General features: G+C 58.7%; 21 protein-coding genes and 1 pseudogene. 13 read left to right on the top strand and 9 right to left on the bottom strand.

All coding sequences use genetic code 11. The features are described 5' to 3' along the window. Positions 1 to 38: 38 nt before the first annotated feature. The gene (locus APH33_RS09045) at positions 39 to 923 is read right to left on the bottom strand and encodes a glycine betaine ABC transporter substrate-binding protein (protein WP_054884805.1); all 885 of its coding nucleotides are present in this window, start codon (positions 921 to 923) and stop codon (positions 39 to 41) included. 126 nt (positions 924 to 1,049) lie between these two features. After that, complete coding sequence (locus APH33_RS09040) at positions 1,050 to 1,742, bottom strand: GntR family transcriptional regulator (RefSeq protein WP_054884804.1); 693 nt, start codon at positions 1,740 to 1,742, stop codon at positions 1,050 to 1,052. Positions 1,743 to 2,081: 339 nt separating this feature from the next. Here APH33_RS09040 and APH33_RS09035 point away from each other — a divergent pair, with 339 nt between their 5' ends. The 6 genes from APH33_RS09035 (at position 2,082) to APH33_RS26490 (ending at position 10,165) form a co-directional block, all read left to right on the top strand. Further along, on the top strand, positions 2,082 to 2,804 hold the full coding sequence (locus APH33_RS09035) for a GntR family transcriptional regulator (RefSeq protein ID WP_054884850.1): 723 nt from the start codon (positions 2,082 to 2,084) through the stop codon (positions 2,802 to 2,804). A gap of 94 nt (positions 2,805 to 2,898) precedes the next feature. Next, positions 2,899 to 4,218 carry an FAD-binding oxidoreductase gene (locus APH33_RS09030; protein WP_054884803.1) on the top strand — a complete coding sequence of 440 codons (1,320 nt, stop codon included), beginning with the start codon at positions 2,899 to 2,901 and terminating at the stop codon, positions 4,216 to 4,218. A gap of 185 nt (positions 4,219 to 4,403) precedes the next feature. Next, positions 4,404 to 5,732, top strand: a complete 1,329-nt coding sequence (locus APH33_RS09025) for an MFS transporter (protein WP_054884802.1) — start codon at positions 4,404 to 4,406, stop codon at positions 5,730 to 5,732. Positions 5,733 to 5,803: 71 nt separating this feature from the next. Beyond that, positions 5,804 to 6,697, top strand: a complete 894-nt coding sequence (locus APH33_RS09020) for a dihydrodipicolinate synthase family protein (protein ID WP_054884801.1) — start codon at positions 5,804 to 5,806, stop codon at positions 6,695 to 6,697. Between the two features lie 13 nt (positions 6,698 to 6,710). Continuing rightward, positions 6,711 to 8,201: an aldehyde dehydrogenase gene (locus tag APH33_RS09015; RefSeq protein WP_054884800.1), complete on the top strand. Its 1,491-nt coding sequence runs from the start codon at positions 6,711 to 6,713 to the stop codon at positions 8,199 to 8,201. 218 nt (positions 8,202 to 8,419) lie between these two features. Then, positions 8,420 to 10,165, top strand: coding sequence for an MOSC domain-containing protein (locus APH33_RS26490; RefSeq protein ID WP_082433509.1), 1,746 nt, complete (start codon positions 8,420 to 8,422; stop codon positions 10,163 to 10,165). Between the two features lie 36 nt (positions 10,166 to 10,201). On the opposite strand, the pseudogene APH33_RS09005 reads toward APH33_RS26490, so the two are convergent. Continuing rightward, positions 10,202 to 10,552 (bottom strand): annotated as a pseudogene (locus APH33_RS09005) (SDR family NAD(P)-dependent oxidoreductase); the annotation flags it as partial. A 429-nt stretch (positions 10,553 to 10,981) separates the two neighbouring features. On the opposite strand from APH33_RS09005, the gene APH33_RS09000 reads away from it, so the two are divergent. Then, the gene (locus APH33_RS09000) at positions 10,982 to 12,562 is read left to right on the top strand and encodes a glycosyltransferase family 39 protein (RefSeq protein ID WP_054884798.1); all 1,581 of its coding nucleotides are present in this window, start codon (positions 10,982 to 10,984) and stop codon (positions 12,560 to 12,562) included. Between the two features lie 41 nt (positions 12,563 to 12,603). On the opposite strand, the gene APH33_RS08995 is transcribed toward APH33_RS09000, so the two are convergent. Next, the gene (locus tag APH33_RS08995; protein WP_054884797.1) at positions 12,604 to 13,026 is read right to left on the bottom strand and encodes a DoxX family protein; all 423 of its coding nucleotides are present in this window, start codon (positions 13,024 to 13,026) and stop codon (positions 12,604 to 12,606) included. Between the two features lie 328 nt (positions 13,027 to 13,354). On the opposite strand from APH33_RS08995, the gene APH33_RS08990 reads away from it, so the two are divergent. Beyond that, positions 13,355 to 14,653 carry an MFS transporter gene (locus tag APH33_RS08990; protein ID WP_054884796.1) on the top strand — a complete coding sequence of 433 codons (1,299 nt, stop codon included), beginning with the start codon at positions 13,355 to 13,357 and terminating at the stop codon, positions 14,651 to 14,653. Continuing rightward, complete coding sequence (locus APH33_RS08985) at positions 14,650 to 15,420, top strand: substrate-binding domain-containing protein (protein ID WP_082433507.1); 771 nt, start codon at positions 14,650 to 14,652, stop codon at positions 15,418 to 15,420. The genes APH33_RS08990 and APH33_RS08985 overlap by 4 nt, the downstream gene beginning before the upstream one ends. Here the strand turns inward: APH33_RS08985 and APH33_RS08980 are convergent. Both APH33_RS08980 and lpdA read right to left on the bottom strand, forming a co-directional pair. Next, complete coding sequence (locus APH33_RS08980) at positions 15,406 to 16,314, bottom strand: LysR family transcriptional regulator (protein ID WP_054884849.1); 909 nt, start codon at positions 16,312 to 16,314, stop codon at positions 15,406 to 15,408. The two genes, APH33_RS08985 and APH33_RS08980, sit on opposite strands and share 15 nt — an antisense overlap. A gap of 73 nt (positions 16,315 to 16,387) precedes the next feature. Then, positions 16,388 to 17,788: a dihydrolipoyl dehydrogenase gene (lpdA, locus tag APH33_RS08975; RefSeq protein ID WP_054884794.1), complete on the bottom strand. Its 1,401-nt coding sequence runs from the start codon at positions 17,786 to 17,788 to the stop codon at positions 16,388 to 16,390. Between the two features lie 207 nt (positions 17,789 to 17,995). Here lpdA and cfaB point away from each other — a divergent pair, with 207 nt between their 5' ends. Continuing rightward, positions 17,996 to 19,180 carry a C17 cyclopropane fatty acid synthase CfaB gene (cfaB, locus tag APH33_RS08970; protein WP_054884793.1) on the top strand — a complete coding sequence of 395 codons (1,185 nt, stop codon included), beginning with the start codon at positions 17,996 to 17,998 and terminating at the stop codon, positions 19,178 to 19,180. A 49-nt stretch (positions 19,181 to 19,229) separates the two neighbouring features. On the opposite strand, the gene cls is transcribed toward cfaB, so the two are convergent. Then, the gene (cls, locus tag APH33_RS08965) at positions 19,230 to 20,669 is read right to left on the bottom strand and encodes a cardiolipin synthase (RefSeq protein ID WP_054884792.1); all 1,440 of its coding nucleotides are present in this window, start codon (positions 20,667 to 20,669) and stop codon (positions 19,230 to 19,232) included. Between the two features lie 130 nt (positions 20,670 to 20,799). Between cls and APH33_RS08960 the strand changes: the two genes are divergently transcribed. Then, on the top strand, positions 20,800 to 21,327 hold the full coding sequence (locus APH33_RS08960) for a DUF3617 domain-containing protein (RefSeq protein WP_054884791.1): 528 nt from the start codon (positions 20,800 to 20,802) through the stop codon (positions 21,325 to 21,327). Positions 21,328 to 21,330: 3 nt separating this feature from the next. On the opposite strand, the gene folE2 is transcribed toward APH33_RS08960, so the two are convergent. Both folE2 and APH33_RS08950 read right to left on the bottom strand, forming a co-directional pair. Beyond that, on the bottom strand, positions 21,331 to 22,218 hold the full coding sequence (gene folE2, locus APH33_RS08955; RefSeq protein ID WP_054884790.1) for a GTP cyclohydrolase FolE2: 888 nt from the start codon (positions 22,216 to 22,218) through the stop codon (positions 21,331 to 21,333). A gap of 20 nt (positions 22,219 to 22,238) precedes the next feature. Beyond that, complete coding sequence (locus tag APH33_RS08950) at positions 22,239 to 22,619, bottom strand: hypothetical protein (protein WP_054884789.1); 381 nt, start codon at positions 22,617 to 22,619, stop codon at positions 22,239 to 22,241. 113 nt (positions 22,620 to 22,732) lie between these two features. Between APH33_RS08950 and zigA the strand changes: the two genes are divergently transcribed. Continuing rightward, on the top strand, positions 22,733 to 23,941 hold the full coding sequence (gene zigA / locus APH33_RS08945) for a zinc metallochaperone GTPase ZigA (protein WP_054884788.1): 1,209 nt from the start codon (positions 22,733 to 22,735) through the stop codon (positions 23,939 to 23,941). Further along, on the top strand, positions 23,938 to 24,561 hold the full coding sequence (locus tag APH33_RS08940) for a DUF1826 domain-containing protein (RefSeq protein WP_054884787.1): 624 nt from the start codon (positions 23,938 to 23,940) through the stop codon (positions 24,559 to 24,561). The genes zigA and APH33_RS08940 overlap by 4 nt, the downstream gene beginning before the upstream one ends. Positions 24,562 to 24,588 lie beyond the last annotated feature (27 nt).

Here is a 24,588-nt window from a genome sequence, read left to right as displayed (position 1 = left end):
GTGCACCCGAACCAGAGTTTTTCTGGTGTGTTCTTGTTTCAAGTTCGGCAGTGGCAAGGTGAAACGCTGCTGTCAGTATTTTTTGATGTTTCCCAGCGCTTGAGCAGATCAGCATGACTGTCGGTCCATTCCTTCACGGCCTGGTCCATTGTCTTGCCATCGTTCACTGCGCTGTTGATCGCACTGATGTCCGCCAGGGGTACATAAACGCTGGCGATGACCTCGCGGGCCTGGGGGTTCTCCGCCGAGAAGCCTTTCTGACCAATCCAGTAGTAGCCTTGCGCTGGAGCGAACACGCCTTTCGGATCCTTGAGGAACTTGGTGTCGTATTTGAGGGCCATCCAGGTCGGCTCCCAGAGTGTCACGGCCACCCATTCCTTACGGTCGACAGCGGATTTCAGCGCCGCCGTCATGGCTGCGGTGCTGCCTTCGAGCAGGTTGAGTTTCAGGTCATAAGCCTTGACCGCTTTGGCGGCATCACTCATCAAGCCCGACCCGGGTTCAATCCCGACGATCTTGTTGCCGAACTTGTCAGCGTTTTCGTTGAGCTGCTCAATCGAGTCGATTGGCACGTACTTGGGCACCGCGATCGCCTGGTACAGCCCGTGAGACACCGGCGAGATCTTTTCCAAGCGGCTCTTGTTACGGTTCCAGAAATCCTGGGCCACGTAGTCGATCTGCGAGGCGAGGATCTGCACGTCACCCTTGCTCAGGGCTGCGTAAGCGATGCCCCACTCCGAAAACGAAGTCACCTTGACGGTATAGCCGGCGTCCTCCAGTACTTTCTTGGTGATACCGGTGATGGGCGTGAGGTCTTCCCAGGAAAGGGTGCCCATGTTGATGACCTTTTCTTCGGCATGGGCCTGACACAGCCCTAGACCGATCATCGCGATTGCGCATAGTGCCTTGCGGATACGATTCATGTTGAACTCCTGCATTGTGGTGGCTGGGCGTTAAGCCCTGTTTTTGTTGAAATTCACCTGCGTGCATCCCTGGCCGGCCAACGTCCGTCCATGGCGGGTACTGCAAAACGGTCTTAAGAGCGCGTGTCAGCCGCTGTTGATATCGCGTGCAACGTCTTCAACCAGGCTTTGCGGGGCGATGAACATCTGCATGTTGCAGCGTGAAAGCTCCCAGTGTTCGAACACCAGATCGACTACGGCACCTTCGTCATGCCGGCTGAAAGCGTCGATGAAGCTGTCGTGATGCTCGACGGCCAAGCACAGGTGGCGCTCCATGTCGCTGTTGCGTGGGCGGAAGAAGGTGTGGCCGATGCGTGCGTGGTCGATTAACAGGCGACCAAGACTGGGTTCGAGATAGGGGTTGCCAGACATCTCGCCCATGATCTCGTGGAAGCGGTTGTTCTCAACGACCATCGCCCGTGGGTCGCGAACTTGGCTCGCCGTGCGAAAGCGCTCCTGGGTGGCATGCAGGTCGCGCAGTTGAGCGGGCTTGTAGTTTTGAACAGCAAGTCGGCCGATAGCGGCATAAATCATGGGCGCCACCAAGAAAAAGTTACGCAATGTGTTGTGGTTCATCGGTGCCACTCGGGCGCCACGATGTTCCTGTATGTCCAGATAGCCTTCACCCGCCAGGCGGCGAAACACCTCTCGGACAGGGGTACGCGATAGCCCGTATCGTTCGCTTAGCCCCAACTCGTCCAGCAATTGGTCGGGGCTGAGTTCCATGGTCAGAATCTGGCCTTTCAGATCCTCGTACAGCTCATTTTTGCCGCCTCTCATGGAACCCCCCACCGTTCACCAAAACCCGGAGCGATCACTGTTTGATTCAGACTGGCATGGGTTCCAAGCCCCGTCAACGCGATTGTATTCTTTGTGTATACCAAGATAATTTCGAAAGAATACCGCGAGCCCAGTGGCCATGAGCCTTTGCGGCGGCTGCGCTGGGCGCCGCTATGGTCGTGGGTTGGCATGATATTGTCGCGGACAGAAATGTGAGCTTCGAGCCATCGTGATCACGCTGTACCGATGGTCGAAAAACCAGTAGACACATTGTCTAACGAACCCTATATTCATTATACAAATTGTAGACACAACAATATGAAAACCAAGAAAGCCGCCATGAAAGCAACCGCTGAGGCTCATCCACTGATCGGTGAAGTGCCGCTGGACCGCAAGGGCGTCCTTGCTGATGCCTTGCGCCGGCGCATCCTGAGCATGGAGCTGGCACCTGGCGCGGTGGTCGATGAGCTGGCCTTGAGTGAAGAGTTCGGCCTGTCACGCCCGCCGGTTCGCGAATTGCTGAGACAAATCGCAGCAGAGGGCTACATCGAACTGGAAGCCAATCGCGCGCCTCGCGTGGCTGCGATGAACCACGATTCTCTGCATAGCTTTTTCCTGGCAGCGCCGTTGATCTACATAGCGACTACCCAGCTGGCGGCTACCCATGCAACTGCGCGTGAGATCGAGGGGCTCAAGGCCATTCAGGCGATGTTCCGCCAGGCCATCGAAGAGCGCGATGTGGAAAACCGAGTGCTCTACAACGATGCCTTCCATCTGGAGATCGGCCGGATGGCGCATAACGACTACTTGTTGCCAAGCCTGCGGCGCCTTCTTATCGACCACACAAGGCTTGGCAAGATCTTCTATCGACACCCGACCACAGATGACATGCAGCGCGACCTAGAGCTCGCCTGCCAGCAGCACGATCAAATGATCGAGGCCATCGAGCGTCGAGATCCTGAAACTGCCGGACAGCTTGTGCGCGAGCACTTCGAGTTGTCCCGTCGCCGCATGGCCGAATACGCGGCGCCCCAAGGGATGGAAGTGGCACTGGCCTTATGAAGTAATGCTCACCGCGCGCCAACACCCGGCAGGATGCCGGGTTTGGCGAGGCGTGATGAGGAACAGACGCTAACAACAATATCTGGTTCCTGAAATGACAAAGATCACCTCGTTGCCCGCCGACGACACCACGTGCGGTTGGTACCACCTGAGCAAAGGACGGCAGATCAAAGCTCCGCACCGCGGGCACACCGCCGCACGTTGGGTTGTGGTCGGCGCTGGCTTTACCGGATTAGCCGCTGCACGCCAGCTGGCATTGAATTTTCCGGATGACCAGGTCGTGCTGCTCGAAGCTCAGGAAGTGGGGTTCGGTTCGTCGGGGCGCAATGCTGGTTTTGCCATCGACCTGCCTCATGACATCGGCGCCGACGACTACATCGGTGACATTGCCATCGCCAGAACCACGCTGAAGCTCAATCTCAGCGGACAGTCATTCCTCAAGGAACTGGTGGAACGCTATCAGATCGATTGCCAGATGAAGCATTGTGGCAAGTACCAAGCGGCCGTAGAGCCACGCGGCATTGCCGTACTGGATGCCTACCGGCGCGGCTTGGACAAACTCGATCAGCCGTACGAGATGATTGACGCCGCTCAGCTTCCAGAGCATATCGGCACTCATTTCTACCGCAAGGCCCTGTTCACTCCGGGCACTTCCCTTATTCAGCCCTCGGCGTTGGTAAAAGGGTTGGCAGATAATCTGCCGCCGAATGTCACGCTGTATGAGCAGACGCCGATCACTGAAATTGAATACGGCGCAAAAACCGTGCTCAAGCATGCCCATGGCTCGATCACGGCTGACAAGCTGGTGCTCACTACCAACGCTTTCGGCATGAGTTTCGGCTTCCTGAAAGGCCGCATGCTGCCGGTGTTCACTTATGCCAGCCTGACCCGTCCGATGAACGAAGAGGAGCAGGCCAGGCTAGGCGGCAAGCCATACTGGGGCGTCATTCCCGCTGATCCATTCGGCACCACGGTGCGTCGCACGCCAGACAACCGTTTGTTGATCCGTAACAGTTTCAGTTTCAACCCTGACGGCCGTGCCAATCGCAAATACCTCGAACGCTTCGTGGTTCGTCATCGTGACGCCTTCGAACGGCGATTCCCGATGCTGCCAGGCATGCCCTTCGAATATACCTGGGGCGGCGCACTGGCGATGTCGCGAAATCACATGGGGTATTTTGGGGAGTTGGCGCCTAACGTTTATGGTGCCCTTTGCTGCAATGGTTTGGGTGTTACTCGCGGCACCGCTACCGGCAAACTTTTGGCTGACTGGCTGGCCGGTGAGAAGAATGAACTGATCGATTTTGTTCGCCAGGCACCAGGACCGTGCGCGAACCCACCGGCGCCCTTGGTATCGCTGGGTTTGAACCTGAATCTGAAATGGGGACAGTACCGCGCCGGAAAAGAAAGCTGAGTTAATGTAAGACGCTATAACTTATTGATATTCGCCGGGCAATAATTGGCCTGGCCTGCGGTTTCTATTGCGTGCTGTTTAGGGTCGAAGTGCACTTCGACGAGACGGAGCTGAATAAGGTTTTCAGCTTCGCGGACCCGTTCGTCCTTAAACAGGCTGCACTTTGGTCGTGGCAGGAGAAAACAATGACAAATTCCAATGTATCAATCGAAGATGTACCTATTAATCGTTTTCATCAGTTTCTGACGGTACGCTCTGGCGGCGGATCGTTTGTTGACGGCTATGTGCTGAGCATCGTTGGCGTGGCCATGGCACAGATGTCCGCAGGGCTTGGCCTGTCCAGCTTTTGGCAGGGCATGATTGCGGCCTCGGCGCTGATCGGCATTTTCTTCGGTGGCTTCTTCGGCGGGTGGTTGACCGATCGCTTTGGTCGCAAACGCGTTTTCTTCGTCGGGCCGACCCTGTTCGTTCTGTCCTCAGTCGCGCAGTTCTGGGTCGAGTCGGCGCTGGCACTGTTCCTGTTGCGCTTTGCCATCGGCATCGCTGTCGGCATTGAGTATCCAGTGGCCACTTCGCTGTTGGTTGAGTTCCTGCCCAAGAAGAATCGGGGGCCTCGCCTGGCCACCCTCACCGTACTGTGGTTCGCAGGCGCAGCTGTGGCCTACATGGTCGGGGAAGCGATTCTTCACCACGGTGGCGATGATGCCTGGCGCATGGTCCTGGCCAGTGCAGCAGTAGTCGGTAGCGTTTTGTTCATGTTGCGCCTTGGTACGCCTGAGTCGCCACGCTGGCTTATCAGCAAGGGCCGCAGCGCCGAGGCCGAGCAGATCATCAAGCGTGTATATGGCAGTGATTTCTCTCTGCGCAACCTGCCAGAAGAGCCTAAAACGCGAAAACTGTCGTTCCTCAGCCTGCTGCACTCCGGCTATGGCAAACGCATGTTGTTCGTCACCATGTTCTGGACCTGCTCGGTTATTCCGGTGTTTGCCGTCTATGCCTTCGCCCCGAAGGTTCTGGGCGCGCTCAATCTCAAAGGTGAGTGGGCGTCGATTGGCTCTGTCGCCATCACCTGTCTATTCGTAGTCGGCTGCATCATTGCTACACGCCTGATCAACGGGCTTGGCCGGCGTACCACGCTGCTGCACAGCTTCCTGTGGTCCGGGCTGGCGTTGCTGGGCCTGGGCGCATTCAGTAGCGGTTCGGAAATGCTGATTCTGGCCTTGTTCGGCGCCTATGCACTGTTTATCGGCGGTGCCCAGGTGCTGCAGCTTGTTTACCCCAACGAACTCTTCCCTACCGAAATTCGCGCTGGTGCGGTGGGTGTGGGCACCTCTATGTCGCGGGTCGGCGCCGCGGTCGGAACCTGGTTGGTCCCGATTGCCCTCGATACCTACGGAATCGGCGCGACCATGTACGCCGCCGCCGCAGTGACTTTCGTCGGCCTGGCGTTCTCCTTCGCGCTGGCACCCGAAACCCGATCCATGAATCTGCAACAGGCCGCCTCGCTCGCCTGACCTGAAACACAGCCGTCGCGGCGCGTTGCGTCGCGGCTTTCACTACCAAATGTATCCTTGGAGAATCTACCGTGAAATTTGAAGGCATCTACACCCCGGCAATCACTCCACTGGCAGCGGACGGCTCGATCGACAAAGCGGCCTTCGCCGAAGTGCTCGAGTACTTGGTCGAATCGAAGATTCACGGCGTGATCATCGGCGGCTCGACCGGTGAATACTATGCCCACACCACTCAAGAACGCATCGAACTGGCTGCCCAGGCCAAGGACGTGCTCAATGGTCATTTGCCGCTGATCGTTGGTACCGGTGGCATTCGCACCGAAGACGCCGTGGCTTTCGCCCAGCACGCCAAGGAAATCAAGGCCGATGCGCTGTTGGTCGGTACCCCGCCGTACGCGTTGCCGACCCAGCAGGAAATCGCCCTGCACGTCAAAGCCGTCGACGCCGCCGCTGGCCTGCCGATCATGCTCTACAACTACCCGGGCCGCATGAGCGTAAGCATGGGTGAAGAGTTTTTCGACGCCGTGGCCGATGTGAAGAACATCGTCGCCATCAAGGAAAGCTCCGGTGACATGGCCCAATTGCATCGCCTGGCCATCAAGCGCCCGAACATCCAGCTTTCGTGCGGCTGGGACGACCAGGCCCTGGAGTTCTTCGCCTGGGGCGCCCAGAGCTGGGTCTGCGCCGGCTCCAACTTCATCCCGCGCGAGCACGTGGCCCTGTACGAGGCCTGCGTGATCGAGAAGAACTTCGACAAGGGCCGCAAGATCATGGCCGCCATGATGCCGCTGATGGACTTCCTCGAAGGTGGCAAGTTCGTCCAGTCGATCAAATACGGTGTCGCCCTCAACGGTCTGAGCACCGGAGGCGTGCGCAAGCCGCTGTACGACCTGGACGCAGCCGAGAAGCAAGAGCTGCAGCGCGTGGTCACCGAGCTGAAAGCCACCATCGCCCGGATCAAATAAGGAGGCTGGAAAAATGGCTGAATTGCTGAGCAAGGATCAATACGCGGCCATCGCCGCCGACCTGCAACTGCGCACCCAGGCGTTCATCGACGGTGAATTCCGCGACGCCATCTCTGGCCGCACCTTCGTCACCACCAACCCGGCCACCGGCAAGCAGTTGGCCGAGGTCGCCGCCTGCGACGTCAACGACGTCAACGTCGCCGTTGCAGCAGCCAAGCGTGTGTTCGAGGAAGGCACCTGGTCGAAAATGCAGCCGAACGACCGCAAGCATGTGCTGCAGAAGTTCGCCCAGTTGCTGGAAGACAACGCCCACGAGCTGGCGGTGCTGGAAGCGCTGGACAGCGGCAAGCCGGTCAGCGAGTGCCAGACCGTCGACGTGCCGGAAACCATCCACACCATCCGCTGGCACGCCGAGCTGATCGACAAGATCTACGATGCCACCGCGCCGACCGGCAACGCTGCCGTGACCATGGTGGTGCGTGAAGCCATCGGCGTGGTCGGCCTGGTACTGCCGTGGAACTTCCCGCTGCTGATGCTGGCCTGGAAGATCGCCCCGTCGCTGGCCGCCGGTTGCTCGATCGTGGTCAAGCCAGCCAAGGAAACCACCCTCAGCGCCCTGCGCGTGGCCGAACTGGCCCACGAGGCGGGCATTCCGGCTGGCGTGTTCAACCTGGTGCCTGGCGGTGGCCGTGAAGTGGGTGAGGCCATTGGCCGCCACATGGACATCCCGATGGTCAGCTTCACCGGTTCCACCGACACCGGTCGCCTGTTCCTGAAATACGCCGCCGAGTCCAACCTCAAGCGCATCGTCCTGGAACTGGGTGGCAAGAACCCGGCCGTGGTCATGAACGACTGCGAAGACCTGGACGAAGTGGCCCAGTTCGTCACCGCGGGTGCGTTCTGGAACATGGGCGAGAACTGCTCCGCCTCCTCGCGCCTGATCGTCCACAAGGACGTGAAGGACGAACTGCTGAGCCTGATCGCCAAGCACCTGAAAGACTGGAAGCTGGGCGACCCGCTCGACCCGGACAACCGCCTGGGCGCCATGGTCAGCAAGTCGCACTTCGAGAAGGTGAAGTCGTACCTGGAATACGCTGCCGAGCAGAAACTCAGCATCGTTCAGGGCGGCGAAACCGAGGAAGGTGTGTTCGTGCAACCGACCATCGTCGACAACGTTGGCCGCGACAACAAACTGTTCGTCGAGGAAATCTTTGGCCCGGTGCTGAGCGTGACCAGCTTCGAGACCATCGACGAGGCGATCGAGCTGGCCAACGACACCGTTTACGGCCTGGCCGCCTCGGCCTACACCGGCAGCCTGCGCAACGCGCTGCGCCTTTCGCGGGAAATCCGTGCGGGCGTGGTCACGGTCAACTGCTTCGGCGAAGGGGATGTGACTACGCCGTTCGGTGGTTACAAGGAGTCTGGCTTCGGTGGACGGGACAAGTCCATCTGGGCCCATGATCAGTACACGGAGCTGAAGACCATTTGGATCAACGCTTCGTGACTGGCGGGACGCGGGTGATGCAATTGCCTGTGTCCTGATCCCGCGCTGTTCTGACGGAGTTCGGTGCGGACCCGGCCACTGCCCCTCCGGGTAGTGGCTTTTTTGCATCAGTGACGAGCGACTGGGTGATCGGCATTGCATGCATCGAAAAGTTCAGCCTCGTCAGGTCACGCTGGGCTTCAAGTGATTCCTACGAATTTGTGAAGAGGGCATGTCAGATGGCTCACGTCGTTTCGTTGTTCCGCTATCCAATAAAGGGCTTCGATGGTGAAAAGCTGGACAGTGTCTCGCTGGAATACGGAAAAGGTTTTCCAGGCGACCGTGCGGTAGCCATTACCCGAAGTGGGACGACGGCCGGGGCCGCCCCGTATCAGCAACTCACGACCAATCCAGCGCTTGTTCATTTTCTGCCTGGACAAAGCCTGGGCGCAGCGACGCTCCATGTTAAGCAGCCAGTGCCTCGTGGAGATTTGCTGACAGATCCAGAACTACTGGCCGAATTTTTTGGTGCGCAATCACGCGTTGTTCATCGAAACGATTGTCTCGGCCATTGGGATTTTGACGACTCAGCATTGTCCATCATCAATGTGAGGACAGTGCAGGCGCTGTCTACGCTCATGGGCGTAACGATCGACCCCATGCGTTTTCGAGGCAATATCTATATCGATGCAGAACCATTTTCCGAATTCGGATGGCTTGGCAAAGGTGTGGATTTTGGTCAGTCCCGTCTCTCGATCATTCGGCCAATCAAGCGCTGCCGAGCGACGTCGGTAAACCCGCAGACGGGCGAAGTGGACATGAACATTCCCGCCCAACTGAACCGACATTTCGGTCACATGTATTGCGGCGTCTATGCACAGGTTGAGCAAGCAGGATCGCTGCAACCTGGCGACAGAATTTCAAGCACGCAGGCGCATTACGGCGAAAGGCTGGCAATTGCAGCCAAGGTTCCAAGAGCACCTGCGTTGACTACCTGGCCGCGTCCTGCAGAAGTCGTTGAGATTGTTGAGGAAGCTCCGGGTATTCGCTCGGTATGGCTACGAGATCCTCTAGCCATGCTCGGCTCGCTAGCCAGCTTTGTGGCTGGGCAGCATGTCGCAGTTCACCATCTGACAACAGATGGCACGTGGCGCCGCTATACCGTGTCAGGCGTCGAGGATGATCGGGTACGCATCACGGTGAAGCAGGGGAGTGGTGCCGGCTCCCAAGCTATTCATGCTTTGAAAACAGGGCAGTGGCTACATCTCACTGGTCCTTCAGGGCCAGTTACGTTTAGTCTGGACGCTCCAGCCAATCTCTTCATTACCGCAGGAATAGGCATAACCCCGACGATCACCAAGCTCACAGCACTTGTGCAAGCACGTTACCCGCATCCTGTACGGGTCGTGCACACCGTGAAATCCAGCGACGACTTAGCGCTGTGGGTTGAGGTCACCAAGCTGGTAGGGCAGCTAAGCCAAGGTGCTATCGCCCTGCATGTGACCGAGGGGAACAGTGAAATTGAAGGCGCGATCAACTACCGGCCGGATATATCCGCGTTAGTCACCGACGCTGCCGAGCGTGGCGCTGCCATGCATGTTTGCGGGCCTGAAGGCTTTCAGCGCCAGATAAAGGACAGCGTGGTTCAAGCTAACGCTGTGGATCGGCTGCATATGGACAGCTTCGCCACCCCTGACAGTCCAGTGGAAATGCGCAAAATCCCCGAATGTGGGCCATTCCAGGTCACGTTCAGCAGATCAGGTGTCACTGCATCATGGCAACCCAAAGATGGAACCCTCCTCAGCTTTGCAGAGGCCAACGGGCTGGTATTACCTGCCCATTGTCGTGCTGGCATATGCCAAACCTGTGAGTGCGCCGTCTTGGACGGGAAAATTATTCCCCTGATTGATGCCGGTAGCGCTAAATCCGGATATGCGCTCATGTGCGCGTCCGTACCGGGGACTGATATCAGCGTTGATTGTTGAATCAGACATCAAGCACCAGCCTGGTTAACTGTTTTTGCTTTTGACATTGACGCTCATCAGCCGATCCCAGTCGGCTTCGCTGGTTTCCAGGAACGGCGCGGCGGCAATGATCCCCGCGTGGTTCATAAGCACGTTGATTGAGCCGAAATGCGCCTGGCCCTGAGTTACAGCACGGCGCACCTGGTCGGCCTGGGAAACGTCGGCTGCAACGAACAGCGCCTGACCGCCTTCGGCATTGATACGTGCTGCCACGGATTCGCCTTGGCTGGTCGGCAAGTCGAGGATGATTACCTTGGCGCCCTCGGCAGCGAACAGTTGTGACGCTGCCAAGCCACAACCGCCTGCGCCGCCGGTAATCAGTGCTACTTTGCCTTTCAAACGATCCAGGGATTTTTTCCTCGGCTGTTATGGTTGTGCTCCCAAAACTAGAGCCGAGATTGAGTGCGGTAAATATACCTAAGGGTATAGCCAGGTTACTGAGCTTGGCCTGCTCCTGAGGCAGTGACGCGTTCATCCAGCCCCACCGAACGTATCCGCAGGCACAATCTTCCCTCAAAGGTTCGACACAGAAATCAATGGTTGCGCAGCGGTCATCGAGTGCTACAGGGCCCAGCCGCTGGCCACGCTGAGCAAGCGACAAGCGCTGCCGAAGGTCCTCGATAAGCAGCAGGCAGGTAATCGTGTACTACATTTTGACAGTGGTACTCAGGTTTTGACGATTTCCATGAGGAATGCCTGGCGCTGATCGATTGACCCAGTGATTGCAATACGTCGGGTAAAAAGCGCTCACAACGGCTGCGCTGGGCTGGAGGAACCATGAGGTTTCACGAACGCAACGTCAGCGCGCAAGCCTCAGTTCCCGGCACTATGATCAAGTTCGGGACACTCGCCCTATGGGCCGAGAGACTCTGGCCGGTGCCCATCCTGTTACTCGCCATGCTGGCTCGAGTATATGGCTCAACGGCCTCCGCGATATGGTGCGATGAGGGCTCTAGTTTGTTAATGAGCCAGTACTCACCCTCGCTCATCTGGACCCACAGCGCCCATGACGTACACCCACCCCTTTACTTTCTCCTTCTACATGCCTGGATAGGCGCATTCGGGGACAGTGTCTTCTCGGTCCGGTTCATCAGCGTGCTGACCGGTGTCGGTACTGTAGCCCTGAGCATGTGGCTGGTTTGCCTGGTTGCCACACGTCGCGCAGCAGTAATGGCCGGTGTCATGTTGGCCTTGCTGCCCATTGCCGTGCGTTATAGTCAGGAAGCGCGCATGTACGCCCTGATGGGTTTCTTGCTGCTGGGAGCAACCATTGCGCTTGTATATTGGATAAAAAATCCTGAGCGACACCGCTACCTTTTCGTCTATGTACTGTTAATGGCGGCAAGTTTCTATACGCATTATTTCACGGGCCTTTGCGTACTGTCCCACTGGGCTTATCTATTGCTTGTACGAGGTGAAAAACAGCGCCTGGTCGCTCGGCCAGCATGGTGGATAGCCAACGGCATGATCGTCCTGCTATATACCCCGTGGATCCCCAGCTTGATAGACCTGCTGCAGCACCTTGACCAACTCAAGGCGGGTGGTGACATTGGCTGGATACTGCCCGTTACACTGTATTCCCTGCCATCGACAATCTGGCAGTTTATGGTTCTCTCCGATGGCCTGAACCTGGCATGGCCAGTCTACCTTGCTCTGCCACTGGCGTTGGCGCTGGTAACGGGCGCTGAGTGTCTGCATGATCGAAGCCGCCATAAATTCCTAGTGCTCATGGCGATATATACGTTTCTACCGTTGATCGTCGTGTTTTCAATCTCATGGATAACGCCTCTTCTGGTCGAGCGCTATCTGATGTTTTCGGCCCTGGGCTTACCGATCGTGCTGGCAGTCGCCATTGAGCGAATGAAGCGTCATTATCGCTACACCGCCCTCATCACACTGGCGGCCTTATTGGTCGTAGAGGTGGTTGGCCTGAGCAGTTATTACCAAAAGGATGATGATCAGTTCGACAAGCTGGTCAACTTCGTAAATGAAAATTATCGTACTGATGACCGTATCGTCGTCAGCGATCTTTTCTGGTATTTCAGCTACGTCTACTACAATAAGACCGGTTCGGTTCCACTGCTCTATACGCCACCCTTGGCCGACGGCGCGTCGGGTCGGCCAGGTAACTATGGATTCGGCACGCTGGTGAACAATGATGCCGATAAAATCTACCTCGACAGCCTTGAAAAACTACCCGTCAGCCAAAGCAGAGTCTGGTTGATAAGTAACAGCGAACCGCCTGATGATTTCGCTTCCATACCGAACAATTGGAACAAGGTCAGTATGCTGAAAGTCGGCGATACCCAAGTGCGCCTTTACACTGTTAACGCGCCCTACCATGCTAAAGCGAACTAGTTTTTGGCCTGGCTACCCCAGCTCTGAACTTCAGTTTGCCTTCAGGCCGTTTTCAACACCGTCTTGCCTGCCCGCCGCGCCGGCAGCGCATCCACGCTCAGCGCACCGCCGCCAAACGCTGCAATCTGCAACAGGCCACCTGCGATCGAGAGGTTTTTGAAGAAGTTGATGAACTGCCCTTGGTCCGCCAGGTTGTTATGGAAAGCGAAGGCTGCCATTACGGTGAACAGCGCCATGACCACCGCGACGATGCGGGTTTGAAAGCCGATGATCAGCAATGCTGCAAGACCGAGTTCAACACCCAGTGCTGCCAGGTAGCTCAGTACCGGGAAGGGCAGGCCGCTTGATTCGATATACGCAATGGTGCCTTCCGGCGAGGTCAGCTTGCTGAAGCCGCTCAGCAGGAATAGCACGGCCAGCAACACGCGACCTACGACTGCAGTTGTACCTGTGAAATTGATCATTTAATAGCTCCTGATGCTTGAGTTCGAATGGCTCACCGCGCTGTGCTCGGTGGCGTTGTCTGCGGTATGGGGCCATTCTGGAGCTAAGAGCTGATCAAGACAATTGGGTCTGAAAGTGAATGATTGTTCCACAAGACAGGACAATTAAAACGCTCAAGAAATGCTGAACCGAGTTCACTGTCTGCTTCAAACAAGCGCAGTGCTCGCCTGATTGATCGCCCCTGTGCATCAATTAATGAAAAATGAACGATTATCTCCAGCGCCGCTTTCGACGATGATTCTCGAAATAAGCACTTACAATTATTAAGAAACGCTGGAGATCCACACCATGAGTCTGCCATCACACTCGGTGCCCGAGGGCAAGTCCAAGGCCGGTATGGTCTTCCGGGTCACGTCCGGAAACTTCCTCGAACAGTTCGACTTCTTCCTGTTCGGCTTCTATGCCACGCATATCGCGGCGGCGTTCTTTCCCGCGTCCAATGAATTCGCCTCGTTGATGATGACCTTCGCCGTGTTTGGCGCAGGCTTCCTCATGCGCCCACTGGGTGCGGTGATCCTCGGGGCCTACATCGATGACGTAGGCCGGCGCAAAGGGCTGATCGTAACCCTGGCGATCATGGCCAGTGGGACCCTGCTGATCGTGCTGGTGCCCGGATATGAGAGCATCGGACTTCTGGCCCCGGCGCTGGTACTCATCGGGCGCTTGTTGCAAGGATTCTCGGCCGGCGCGGAGCTCGGCGGCGTATCTGTGTATTTGGCCGAAATGGCCACGCCTGGGCACAAGGGCTTCTACGCCAGCTGGCAGTCCGCCAGCCAGCAGGTGGCGGTCGTCGTCGCTGCGGCGCTCGGCTTTGCCCTCAACCAGTGGCTGACGCCTGACCAGCTCAGCGAGTGGGGTTGGCGGGTACCGTTTGCTGTTGGCTGCATGATCATCCCGGTGATCTTCCTGCTGCGTCGCAGCCTGCAGGAAACCGAGGAGTTCGCCGCCCGCGAACATCGCCCAACCATGAAACAGGTACTGGCGACGCTGGCTGCCAATTCCGGCATCGTGCTGTACGGCATGCTGATGGTGGCCATGACCACCACTGCCTTCTACATGATCACGGTATACGCGCCGACCTTCGGCAAGACTGTGCTGCAACTGAGTACCGGTGATGCGCTGCTGGTGACGTTGCTGACTGCGGTGTCGAACTTCATCTGGTTGCCCATCGGCGGTGCGCTCAGCGATCGCTTGGGGCGCAAGCCGCTGCTGTTGGTCATGTCGCTGATGACCTTGATCACCGCTTACCCGGCCCTGACCTATCTGGCCCAGGCGCCGACCTTCGGCCACATGCTTGAAGTGCTGCTGTGGTTCTCGTTCCTGTACGGCATGTACAACGGTGCGATGATCCCGGCGCTGACCGAAATCATGCCGGTGGAAGTCCGTGTAGCAGGTTTTTCGCTGGCTTACAGCCTGGCGACTGCCCTGTTCGGCGGGTTCACCCCGGCAATCTCGACGTGGGTGATCCATGTCACCAATGACAAGGCGGCACCCGCCTACTGGATGATGTTTGCCGCGCTCTGTGCATTCGTCGCTACCTGGATGCTGTACCGTCGCTTTGCCCACCGCACACCGGTGGCTGTATGAGGAACTCGATGAAAGCGTTACTGACCGCTGCTCTCCTGGCTGGCTGCAGCCTTGCCCAGGCTGCTGAACTGACCGTTATGACCTCGGGCGGCTTCACCGCCGCCTACAAGCAACTGGGGCCCAAGTATGCCGCGCAGAGCGGCGATACACTGGTCACCGTGCTCGGGCCCTCGATGGGCAAGGCACCCGAGGCGATCCCCAATCGCCTCGCTCGCGGCGAGCACGCTGACGTGGTGATCATGGTCGGCTATGCGCTGGACGAGCTCATCCGTCAGGGTAAGGTCGACCCGGCTTCGCGCGTCGAGCTTGCCGACTCGCGCATCGGTATGGTGGTCAAGCAGGGCCAGCCCAAGCCGCAGATCGGTACCCCCGATCAGCTGAAGCAGACGCTGCTGGCGGCAAAATCGGTGGCCTATTCGGATAGCGCCAGTGGCGTCTATATCAAGACGGAGCTGTACAAGAAGCTGGGTATCGAGGACCGCCTGGTCGGCAAGAGCACTATGGTCGAGCGCATACCGGTGGCCTCGCAGGTGGCTCAGGGCACCTATGAGCTTGGTTTCCAGCAGGTTGCCGAGTTGCTGCCGGTGCCGGGTGTGACCTTGGTTGGCAAGATTCCGGAAAGCCTGCAGTCGGTGACCCGCTACGCTGCCGCTGTTCCAAAAGGCGCCGAGCACCCCGCCGAGGCAAAAAAGCTTCTGCAGTACCTGGCCTCACCTGCCGCGCAGCCTGACGTACGTGCTACCGGCCTGGATTCAGTCGCCCGGTAATACGCCGGGCAACTCCCGGATCAGCCTTACCATCTCGAGTGCCGCAGGCGTGAGTGTGCGGCCGCGGCGCTTGAGCAGGCCCATCTTGCGGCTGACCTGCGGTTCGACCAGTGCAACGCTGGCCAGGATTGGATGGGGTGACAGCGGCAGCGCAATCGACGGCACCGCGGCAATTCCCAGGCCCGCTTCGATCAGGCCCAGCAGGGTGGTCACATGCCTGGCCTCGCAAACACTCTCTCTACTCACCTGCATGCCGGCCAGCGCCCGATCCAGGACCAGGCGGTTGCCAGACGACTTACTCAGGCTGATGTACTCATGTTCGTAGGCTTGCGCCCAGGTCACCGTGTCCTGCTTGGCCAACGGGTGGTCGTGGCGGCAGGCGATGACATAGCGTTCCTCAAGCAAGTCGCTGAACTCGATCTCCGGTGCGAGATTGCCGGTGAAGCTCAGGCCGAAGTCCGCTTCGCCGGAGGCTACGGCGGCACTCACTTCGTTGGCCGAGGCGTCGTACAAGTTGATGCGCACTTTCGGGTATTGCCCATGGAAGGCACGAATGGCATGGGGCATGAAGTAGTAGGCGGCTGACGGCACACAGGCGATGGTCAGGGTGCCGGTACGCAGCGAGCCACCATCACCGACGCTGAGCAGCGCCAGGTCGAGGTCGTCCAGCAGGCGCTCGACCTGAGGTAGAAAGGCACGCCCGACATTGGTCAGCGACACCTTGCGCGTGGTGCGTTCGAGCAGTTTCACGCCCAATGCCGATTCGAGTTTTTCGATACGCCGGCTCAGCGCCGATTGGGTGATGCGAATGGTATCGGCGGCGCGGCGGAAGCTGCCTTGCTCGACCACTGCACGAAACGCCTGCAGGTCGTTCAGATCGAAATTGATGCTCACCCGGTGGGCCCCGCTGGTTTGATCGAAAACGTGCATCAATGGTATTTCGAAAAAACCGGCGGAGCCAGATGGATCAGATCTGCATGGCCATACCGTGCACGTTCATCGCTGCCTGGCGAAGGGCTTCGGAGCGGGTTGGGTGCGGATGGCAGATCAGGGCGATGTCTTCAGCCGAGGCGGCGAATTCCATGGCTACGCAGAACTCGCCGATCATCTCGCTGACGCTCGGGCCGACCAGGTGCACACCGAGCACCTCATCGGTATTGGCATCGGCGATGACTTTGGCGAAGCCTTCGGTCTCATGGTTGATCTTGGCACGGCTGTTGGCGGTGAAGGGGAACTTGCCGACCTTGTAGGCGCGGCCTTCGGCCTTCAGCTGCTCTTCGGTCTTGCCAACGGTAGCCAGCTCCGGACGGGTGTAGATCACGCCCGGAATCAGGTTGTAGTTCACTTCATGCGGTTTGCCGGCAATCCGCTCGATGCACGCGACCGCTTCGTCTTCGGCCTTGTGCGCCAGCATCGGGCCGGACGTGACGTCGCCAATCACCCATACACCTGCTACCGAGGTGCGGTGATGCTCGTTGCTGAGCATGCCGCGCTTGTCGGTTTCCAGCCCGACGCTTTCAAGGTTCAGGCCCTTGGTATAAGGACGACGGCCGATGGCGACCAGGACGTAGTCGGCCTGCAACGTTTCGGCGGCCCCACCCGCAGCCGGCTCCAGGGTCAGGCTGACACCTTCGGCCTGCGTCTGCGCTTGGGTGACTTTACTACCGAGCCTGAAGGCCATGCCTTGCTTGGTCAGCGCTTTTTGCAGGGTCTTGGCTGTTTCTTCATCGGTGCCCGGGCAGATGCGGTCGAGGTACTCGATGACGGTGACCTGTGCGCCCAGGCGGCGCCATACCGAACCCAGTTCCAGGCCGATAACGCCCGCACCGATTACCACCAGGTGCCTGGGGACCTGGGGCAGGGCCAGGGCACCGGTGGAATCGATGATCCGTTGGTTATCGATGGTCACGCCGGGCAGGGGAGTGGGCTCTGAACCGGTGGCAATGACGATGTCCTTGGCCTGCAATGCGGTCTCGCTGCCATCTTCAGCCTTGACGATGACCTTGCCGACGCCATCCAGGCGGCCCCAGCCTTTGATCCAGTCGACCTTGTTCTTGCGGAACAAGTACTCGATACCTTTGGTCAGGCCGGTCACGCTCTCGTCCTTTTGCTTCATCATCTGGGCGAGGTTTAGCGTCGGCTTCACTTCGATGCCCAGGTGGGCGAACTCGTCGCCGCTGGCAGCTTCGTAAAGCTCGGAAGCGTGTAGCAACGCTTTGGACGGCATGCAACCGACGTTAAGGCAGGTGCCACCCAGCGTCGCACGGCCTTCCACGCAGGCGACACTCAGGCCAAGCTGGCCAGCGCGGATCGCTGCGTTGTAGCCGCCAGGGCCGCCGCCGATGATCACCACGTCATAGGATTTCATGGGTTTTGTACTCCAGATGAGAAAGCGCGAGAGGGGCATAAGGTTAAGCTGTGAAGTGCGGATTGTATACAATCCGTTGCCTTATCAGATCAGTTGGTTCTAGACCTTGGTCTCGTCTAGAGGAAACCTCCCACGAATGAACTACTCTGTTCCGGCGACGTTCGAAATGTCAGGCGTCGTAGCCTTTTAGGGATAGGAGGAGTGTTCATGCTTGCTCAACTTCCACCGGCATTGCAGAGCCTGCATCTGCCGCTGCGGCTGAAACTGTGGGATGGAAACCAGTTCGATCTGGGCCCAAGTCCGCAGGTCACCATCCTGGTCAAGGAGCCACAGCTGATCAGCCAGCTGACCCACCCGAGCATGGACCAGCTGGGCACTGCATTCGTGGAGGGCAAGCTGGAACTGGAAGGCGATATTGGCGAAGCCATCCGCGTCTGCGACGAACTCAGCGAAGCATTGCTGAGCGAAGAGGATGAAGCTCCGCCTCAGCGCCTGGCGCATGACAAGAGCACAGACGCCGAGGCGATTTCTTATCACTACGACGTCTCCAATGAGTTCTATCAACTCTGGCTCGATCAGGACATGGCCTATTCCTGTGCCTATTTCCGCGAGCCCGACAACACCCTGGATCAAGCGCAACAGGACAAGTTCGATCACTTGTGCCGCAAGTTGCGCTTGGAAGCCGGCGACTACTTGCTTGATGTCGGCTGTGGTTGGGGCGGGCTGTCGCGTTTCGCCGCGCGAGAATACGGCGCCAAGGTATTCGGTATCACCTTGAGCAAGGAGCAGCTCAAGCTCGGCCGCGAGCGGGTCAAGGCAGAAGGCCTGGCCGACAAGGTCGACCTGCAGATTCTCGACTATCGCGACCTGCCTCAGGATGGCCGCTTCGATAAGGTAGTCAGCGTTGGCATGTTTGAGCATGTCGGGCACGCCAATCTGGCGTTGTATTGCCGGAAACTGTTCGGCGCCGTCCGCGAAGGTGGACTGGTGATGAACCATGGGATTACTGCCAAGCATGTCGATGGACGCCCGGTCGGGCGTGGGGCAGGGGAGTTCATCGACCGCTATGTCTTCCCCCATGGCGAGCTGCCGCACCTGTCGATGATCAGCGCCAGCATCTGTGAGGCGGGGCTGGAGGTGGTGGACGTGGAGAGCTTGCGTCTTCACTACGCGAAGACGCTGCATCACTGGAGCGAGAACCTGGAGAACCAGCTGCACAAGGCTGCGGGGTTGGTGCCGGAGAAAACCCTGCGGATCTGGCGCCTGTACCTGGCCGGGTGTGCCTATGCGTTCCAGAAGGGCTGGATCAACCTGCACCAGATTCTGGCCGTGAAACCGTATGCCGATGGGCACCATGATCTGCCGTGGACGCGGGAAGACCTTTATCGCTGAGCCTTCATCACTGATCGCAGAGGGGCCGCAAAAGCGGCCCCTTCTTCGATCAGAGGATGGGTGAAATCAGGCGCGCAATGCGCATTCCCAGCTGCTGGATCCGATGGGTATCGCGGCTGTCTTCAGCAGTGATTTCACGGGCTTGTTCAAAGTCTTCCAGTAGCATTGCCTCTACCTGATCAGCGAATGGACGGTCCACCGTCAGCAAGGTGATTTCGAAGTTGAGCCGGAATGAGCGATTGTCCAGGTTGGCGCTGCCGATCGCGCTGACCTCGTCATCCACCAGCACCACTTTCTGGTGCAGGAAGCCAGGCTGATAACGGAACATCCTTACCCCTGCACGTACCGCTTCGAACGCAAACAGGCTGGAGGCCGCATAGACGATCTTGTGATCGGGCCGAGACGGAATAAGCACGCGCACGTCCACGCCACGCAGTACCGCCAGGCGCAAGGCGGCGAACACGGCTTCGTCGGGAATGAAATAGGGGCTGGTGATCCATACGCGTTTGCTCGCCGAGTGGATGGCCTCGATGAAGAACAGCGAACAGGTTTCCTGTGGGTCTGCCGGACCACTGGCCAACGCTTGGCACAGTACACCGTTGTCCGGGTAGGTGTCGGGCAGGATCAAAGGAGGCAGCTGGCGCGTGGCCCAGTACCAGTCCTCGGCAAACGACTCCTGCAGGCAGGCCAACACCGGGCCGCCGATCTGCACATGGGTGTCGCGCCAAGGTGACAGGTGTGGATCCTTGCCAAGGTATTCGTCCCCTACGTTATGCCCACCGATGAAGCCGAGCAGGCCATCGACCACGACGATCTTGCGGTGGTTGCGGAAGTTGACCTGAAAGCGGTTGAACCATCCGCGGCGGGTGGCGAAGGCATGGATCTGCACACCACCATCACGCAGCGCTTGGCTGTAACTCGCGGGCAGCGCATGGCTGCCGACACGGTCGTACAGCACGAATACCTTCACACCCTCAGCCGCCTTGCGCAGTAGCAACTGCTGCAGCTCCTTGCCAAGACCGTCGTCGTGGATGATGAAAAATTGCACCAATACCACTTCGCGTGCCTGCTCGATGGCAGCGAAGATCGCCTCAAAAGTGGCTTTACCATTGATCAGCAGCTTCACTTCGTTATTGGCCAGGCAAGGCATCCGTCCAAGTTTCGGCATGGCACGCAAGGCCGCGTAGCTTTCTGACTCTCTGGCGGTGAGGGCTTCTTCAACCCAAGGCCGCCAGTTGAGGTTGGCCATGGCCACGTGCATTTCCTGGTTGGCCTGGCGCCGGGCCTGGATGTAGGCGTAGAAGGATCTCGCACCAAAGATCAGGTAGGGAATCAGTGTGAGGTAAGGAATGAAGAACAGTGACATGGCCCAGGCAATTGCACCTTGGGCAGTGCGCACGGTGAACACTGCGTGCAACGCGGCGATCATGCCAAGCAAATGGATCAGGCCGAGCACGTAGCCGAAGAAGTAGGGGCTGTGGTAATCCATACGCATCCTGCTTGCCGAATACACAGCGGATAACAGAACACGTTCCACCTCCGCCTTGCAACCTGAAAGCGGATTTGGCGTCTAAGGCTGAGCCCGGCCCGTTGGCCGGCTTTACGAGGAGCGTCCTTACATGAAGATTCGTCTGCCACTGTTGGCCCTGGCCTTGGGCCTGAGCAGCCCACTGGTAAATGCGCAGATGTTGCAACCTGGTTTGTGGGAATTGACTACCAGCAAGATGCAGGTCGATGGCAAGCCATTACCCGATATGCAGTTCATGCTCGGGCAATTGAAGAACCTGCCCCCTGAACAGCGGGCCATGATGGAAGGGGTATTGGCCAAGCAGGGCGTTACGATTGGCGGCAATGGCGTGCGCTCCTGTCTGACGCGTGAACAGGTGCAGACCAACGATATCCCCCTGCAGGATCCTAAGTCTGGATGCACTCAGAAGATCACCGACCGAACGGGTAATGTCTGGAAGTTTCAGTTCAGTTGCCCGAAGGCTCAGGGCACTGGCCAGGCGACTTTCCTCAGTGACAAGGAGTTCACCACCCAGGTCAACGGCACCTTCAATGCCTCGGGCGTTCAGCAACAGGGCAGCATGAATACCCGTGCCGTATGGCTCGGCAACGACTGTGGAACAGTCAAACCTCGCACCTGAGCCTCACCACTGCCACTGGCTGCTGGCTACCGCATCGTGGGCATGCAGGCTCTCTGCATGTTCCACGCGCAGCTTGAAGGCCGTCGCCCACTCCAACTGCTGCAGCGACTGGTGCAGTCGCCGAGCAGCGTCTTCACAGAACATGAGGTTCTGCCCGTTGGCCAAAGCGAACGCTTGTTCGTCTGCACGCTTTACTGCGGTCTGCACAGCCGTACCCAGGCTAGCCTCAATCCGGTCTATCAATTCAGTAATGGGCAGCAACGCCAGTCTATCTTGCAGGCGCACGCTGACCATCGCCTGGCTACGCTGGCTATGCGGTGTCGCGACGATGCCTTGGCTGGTGCCCAACCATTCCAGTACCGCGCTGCGCTCGAGGTGCTGCCCGGCGAAGTCAGCCTCGAACTGCTGTTGAATCAGTTGCCTTGCAAGGGCTGCCGAGCAGGGGCACGTTGAGGAATAAGGCACACGAACGGATAGTTCCACGTGGAACATTTCATCTGCAATCCGCGCTTCGAGGCTGACTGCATAACGCTTCCAACCCGCCAATGGACTTACCAATGCGGGCCTCTTTAGCATGTGCTGGAAATTCAGGCTGAGATAAGCCGCGTTGGAAAGCCCCTCGTGACTGGTGAGGAAGTCTGCGAGCAGACGGCGAATGGCCAAGGGCGTCAATGGCTGCGCTTCCAGCGATTCCAGTGCCAGGTATAGGCGAGACATATGGATGCCTCGGGAATTGCCATCCACCAGGCTGACACCCGCATCGGCCTTGGCCGGCACCTGACGACCGTCTAACTGGATAGGCACGGCGATACCGCGCATGCCGACCCAATCAAGGGGGATGGCGTGTGCTTGGGGCTGGGTGGCAATGTCCGGGAGCATCAGGCTAGTCATGGGGTTTACCAGAAATAGGGTCAGCGACATCCGCCGACCAGGCTGCAATGCAAATTGAAACGCTGGCCGCTGGAACTGGACACGCGATTCAACGTGGTCCAGCCAACCCGTCGGCTGTAGCCGAACCAGGCTTCGCCATCACTGGCCAAACCGGTAAAGAACGTCAATGGGCCGTAGCGACTGTTTGTCTGGGACCAGAGACGACGCGTCGTAGTGTCGAAGCCGCGCAGGTAGAAATGGCTGCCTTCAGTGCGCACGCTGTAGTAACTGCCGTTGCCGTCCTGGCAGGCGAGCAACGTTGCGCTCCTGGTGCACAGCACCAGCGAACTACCTGAAGCCAATGCCAGGGCGGGCACAGGCGTCAGGAGCAGCAGCGCCAGGGCCGCAGGTGGCAGATTCATTTCCATCTCCGAAATACGATTGCGACGAGTATGGCTTGGCGAAATTGTATTGTTACTTTATAACATTATGCAAATGCATCGTTTCGAGTGCGTCCGCCTGAAGAGGGTTCACCATGTCCAACCGCCTCCCTGTCACCGTGCTGTCCGGCTTCCTGGGTGCCGGCAAGAGCACCTTGCTCAACCATATACTGCGTAACCGCGACAACCTTCGGGTCGCGGTCATCGTCAATGACATGAGTGAGATCAACATCGACGCCAGCGAAGTGCAGCGCAACGTCAGCCTCAACCGCGCGGAAGAAAAACTGGTTGAAATGAGCAACGGCTGCATCTGCTGCACCTTGCGTGAAGACCTGTTGGAGGAAGTCGCGCGACTGGCCGGGGAAGGTCGTTTTGACTATCTGCTGATCGAGTCCACCGGTATCTCGGAGCCGCTGCCGGTTGCCGAGACCTTCACCTTCCGCGATGAGCAAGGCCGTAGCCTGTCCGACATGGCGCGCCTGGACACCATGGTCACCGTGGTCGATGGCCTGAACTTCATGCGCGATTACCAGCAAGCCGACAGCCTGGCCAGCCGCGGCGAGACGCTGGGGGAAGACGATGAGCGCTCCATCAGCGACCTGTTGATCGAACAGGTCGAGTTCGCCGATGTGCTGCTGCTGAGCAAGATCGACCTGATCAGCCAGCACGAGCGCGAAGAACTCACCGCCATTCTGCGAAGCCTCAATGCCCGCGCGCAGATCGTGCCAATGGTCATGGGCCAGGTGCCGCTGGCGCGGATTCTCGATACCGGGCTGTTCGACTTCGACCTGGCAGCGCAGGCACCAGGCTGGCTGCAAGAGCTGCGCGGCGAGCACATACCGGAAACCGAGGAGTACGGTATCGCGGCGAGTACGTGGGAAGCCCGTCGTCCCCTGCATCCACAACGCTTCTTTGACTTTATCCACAACACTTGGAGCAACGGCCGGCTGCTGCGCTCCAAAGGGTTTTTCTGGCTGGCCAGCAAGTTCCAGGAAGCCGGAAGCTGGTCGCAGGCGGGCGGCATGATGCGTCATGGCCTGGCCGGGCGCTGGTGGCGTTTTGTTCCCCGCGAGCATTGGCCGCAGGACGAGGAGAGCACAGCGGATATTCTCAAGCACTGGCACGCTGAAACCGGTGACTGCCGCCAGGAGTTGGTATTCATCGGGCAGAACATCGACTTCGTGCAGTTATCCACAGAGCTGGACGCCTGCCTGCTGACCGATGAGGAAATGGCACTCGGGCCGATGGCCTGGCTGCGCCTGCCAGATCCGTTCGGTCCCTGGCAGGCCGAGGAAGCAGCATGAACCTGGCGTGCCCGCGGGTTATCCGCCAGGCCTTTGGTGAGGCACCCAAGGTGCTCACCGAAATCTTCGAAGATGGCGTTAACCTGGCTGTCTGGCAGCGCCGTTTGCCTGCGCAGGTCGAAGATTTTGCCACCTTGGCGGTCAGCCTCGGTCGGTCCCTGGCTGACCAGCGCGTGCTCGATGTGAACGAGCACGAGCCGCCGCAATTGCCTGGCTTACTGCAGGAGGCTGCCGACCTGCATGGCTACGAGGGGTTTGTGGCCGATGTGATGTGGCTGGTATCGGCTTACACCTGCCTGGTCGGGGCGCGGCGGGTGGGGCTGCGGCTGCGGGTGCTGCAAGGTGCCATGTGCCCGCGCTTCCATGTGGATAACGTGCCTTTGCGCTTGCTCACCACTTACGTCGGCCCTGGCAGTGAATGGCTGGAAGAAGGCGCAATAGAACGAGTTGGTCTGCACTTGGCCGCGGCGCCTGTGGATAACATTCGCGTCTTGCAGGCGGGTGAGGTGGCAGTTGTCAAAGGAGAGAAATGGCTGGGCAATGAAGGTGCGGGACTTATCCACCGCTCGCCGCCCAGTGACCAGCGGCGTCTGCTGCTCAGCCTTGACTGGCTGGCCTGACGGGTCATAGTGGAGTGAATTCCGCTT

It is taken from the genome of Pseudomonas sp. NBRC 111130 (assembly GCF_001320485.1).
GTDB classification, from domain to species: Bacteria; Pseudomonadota; Gammaproteobacteria; order Pseudomonadales; family Pseudomonadaceae; genus Aquipseudomonas; species Aquipseudomonas vlassakiae.
Note: the sequence above shows the minus strand (reverse complement) of the source record. Positions and strands in the feature narration are given on the sequence as shown.

Coding starts and splice junctions, on each gene's coding strand:
- APH33_RS09045 (WP_054884805.1), bottom strand. CDS start 923: ATGAATCGTATCCGCAAGGCACTATGCGCAATCGCGATGATCGGTCTA.
- APH33_RS09040 (WP_054884804.1), bottom strand. CDS start 1,742: ATGAGAGGCGGCAAAAATGAGCTGTACGAGGATCTGAAAGGCCAGATT.
- APH33_RS09035 (WP_054884850.1), top strand. CDS start 2,082: ATGAAAGCAACCGCTGAGGCTCATCCACTGATCGGTGAAGTGCCGCTG.
- APH33_RS09030 (WP_054884803.1), top strand. CDS start 2,899: ATGACAAAGATCACCTCGTTGCCCGCCGACGACACCACGTGCGGTTGG.
- APH33_RS09025 (WP_054884802.1), top strand. CDS start 4,404: ATGACAAATTCCAATGTATCAATCGAAGATGTACCTATTAATCGTTTT.
- APH33_RS09015 (WP_054884800.1), top strand. CDS start 6,711: ATGGCTGAATTGCTGAGCAAGGATCAATACGCGGCCATCGCCGCCGAC.
- APH33_RS26490 (WP_082433509.1), top strand. CDS start 8,420: ATGGCTCACGTCGTTTCGTTGTTCCGCTATCCAATAAAGGGCTTCGAT.
- APH33_RS09000 (WP_054884798.1), top strand. CDS start 10,982: ATGAGGTTTCACGAACGCAACGTCAGCGCGCAAGCCTCAGTTCCCGGC.
- APH33_RS08995 (WP_054884797.1), bottom strand. CDS start 13,026: ATGATCAATTTCACAGGTACAACTGCAGTCGTAGGTCGCGTGTTGCTG.
- APH33_RS08990 (WP_054884796.1), top strand. CDS start 13,355: ATGAGTCTGCCATCACACTCGGTGCCCGAGGGCAAGTCCAAGGCCGGT.
- APH33_RS08985 (WP_082433507.1), top strand. CDS start 14,650: ATGAGGAACTCGATGAAAGCGTTACTGACCGCTGCTCTCCTGGCTGGC.
- lpdA (WP_054884794.1), bottom strand. CDS start 17,788: ATGAAATCCTATGACGTGGTGATCATCGGCGGCGGCCCTGGCGGCTAC.
- cfaB (WP_054884793.1), top strand. CDS start 17,996: ATGCTTGCTCAACTTCCACCGGCATTGCAGAGCCTGCATCTGCCGCTG.
- cls (WP_054884792.1), bottom strand. CDS start 20,669: ATGGATTACCACAGCCCCTACTTCTTCGGCTACGTGCTCGGCCTGATC.
- APH33_RS08960 (WP_054884791.1), top strand. CDS start 20,800: ATGAAGATTCGTCTGCCACTGTTGGCCCTGGCCTTGGGCCTGAGCAGC.
- folE2 (WP_054884790.1), bottom strand. CDS start 22,218: ATGACTAGCCTGATGCTCCCGGACATTGCCACCCAGCCCCAAGCACAC.
- APH33_RS08950 (WP_054884789.1), bottom strand. CDS start 22,619: ATGAATCTGCCACCTGCGGCCCTGGCGCTGCTGCTCCTGACGCCTGTG.
- zigA (WP_054884788.1), top strand. CDS start 22,733: ATGTCCAACCGCCTCCCTGTCACCGTGCTGTCCGGCTTCCTGGGTGCC.
- APH33_RS08940 (WP_054884787.1), top strand. CDS start 23,938: ATGAACCTGGCGTGCCCGCGGGTTATCCGCCAGGCCTTTGGTGAGGCA.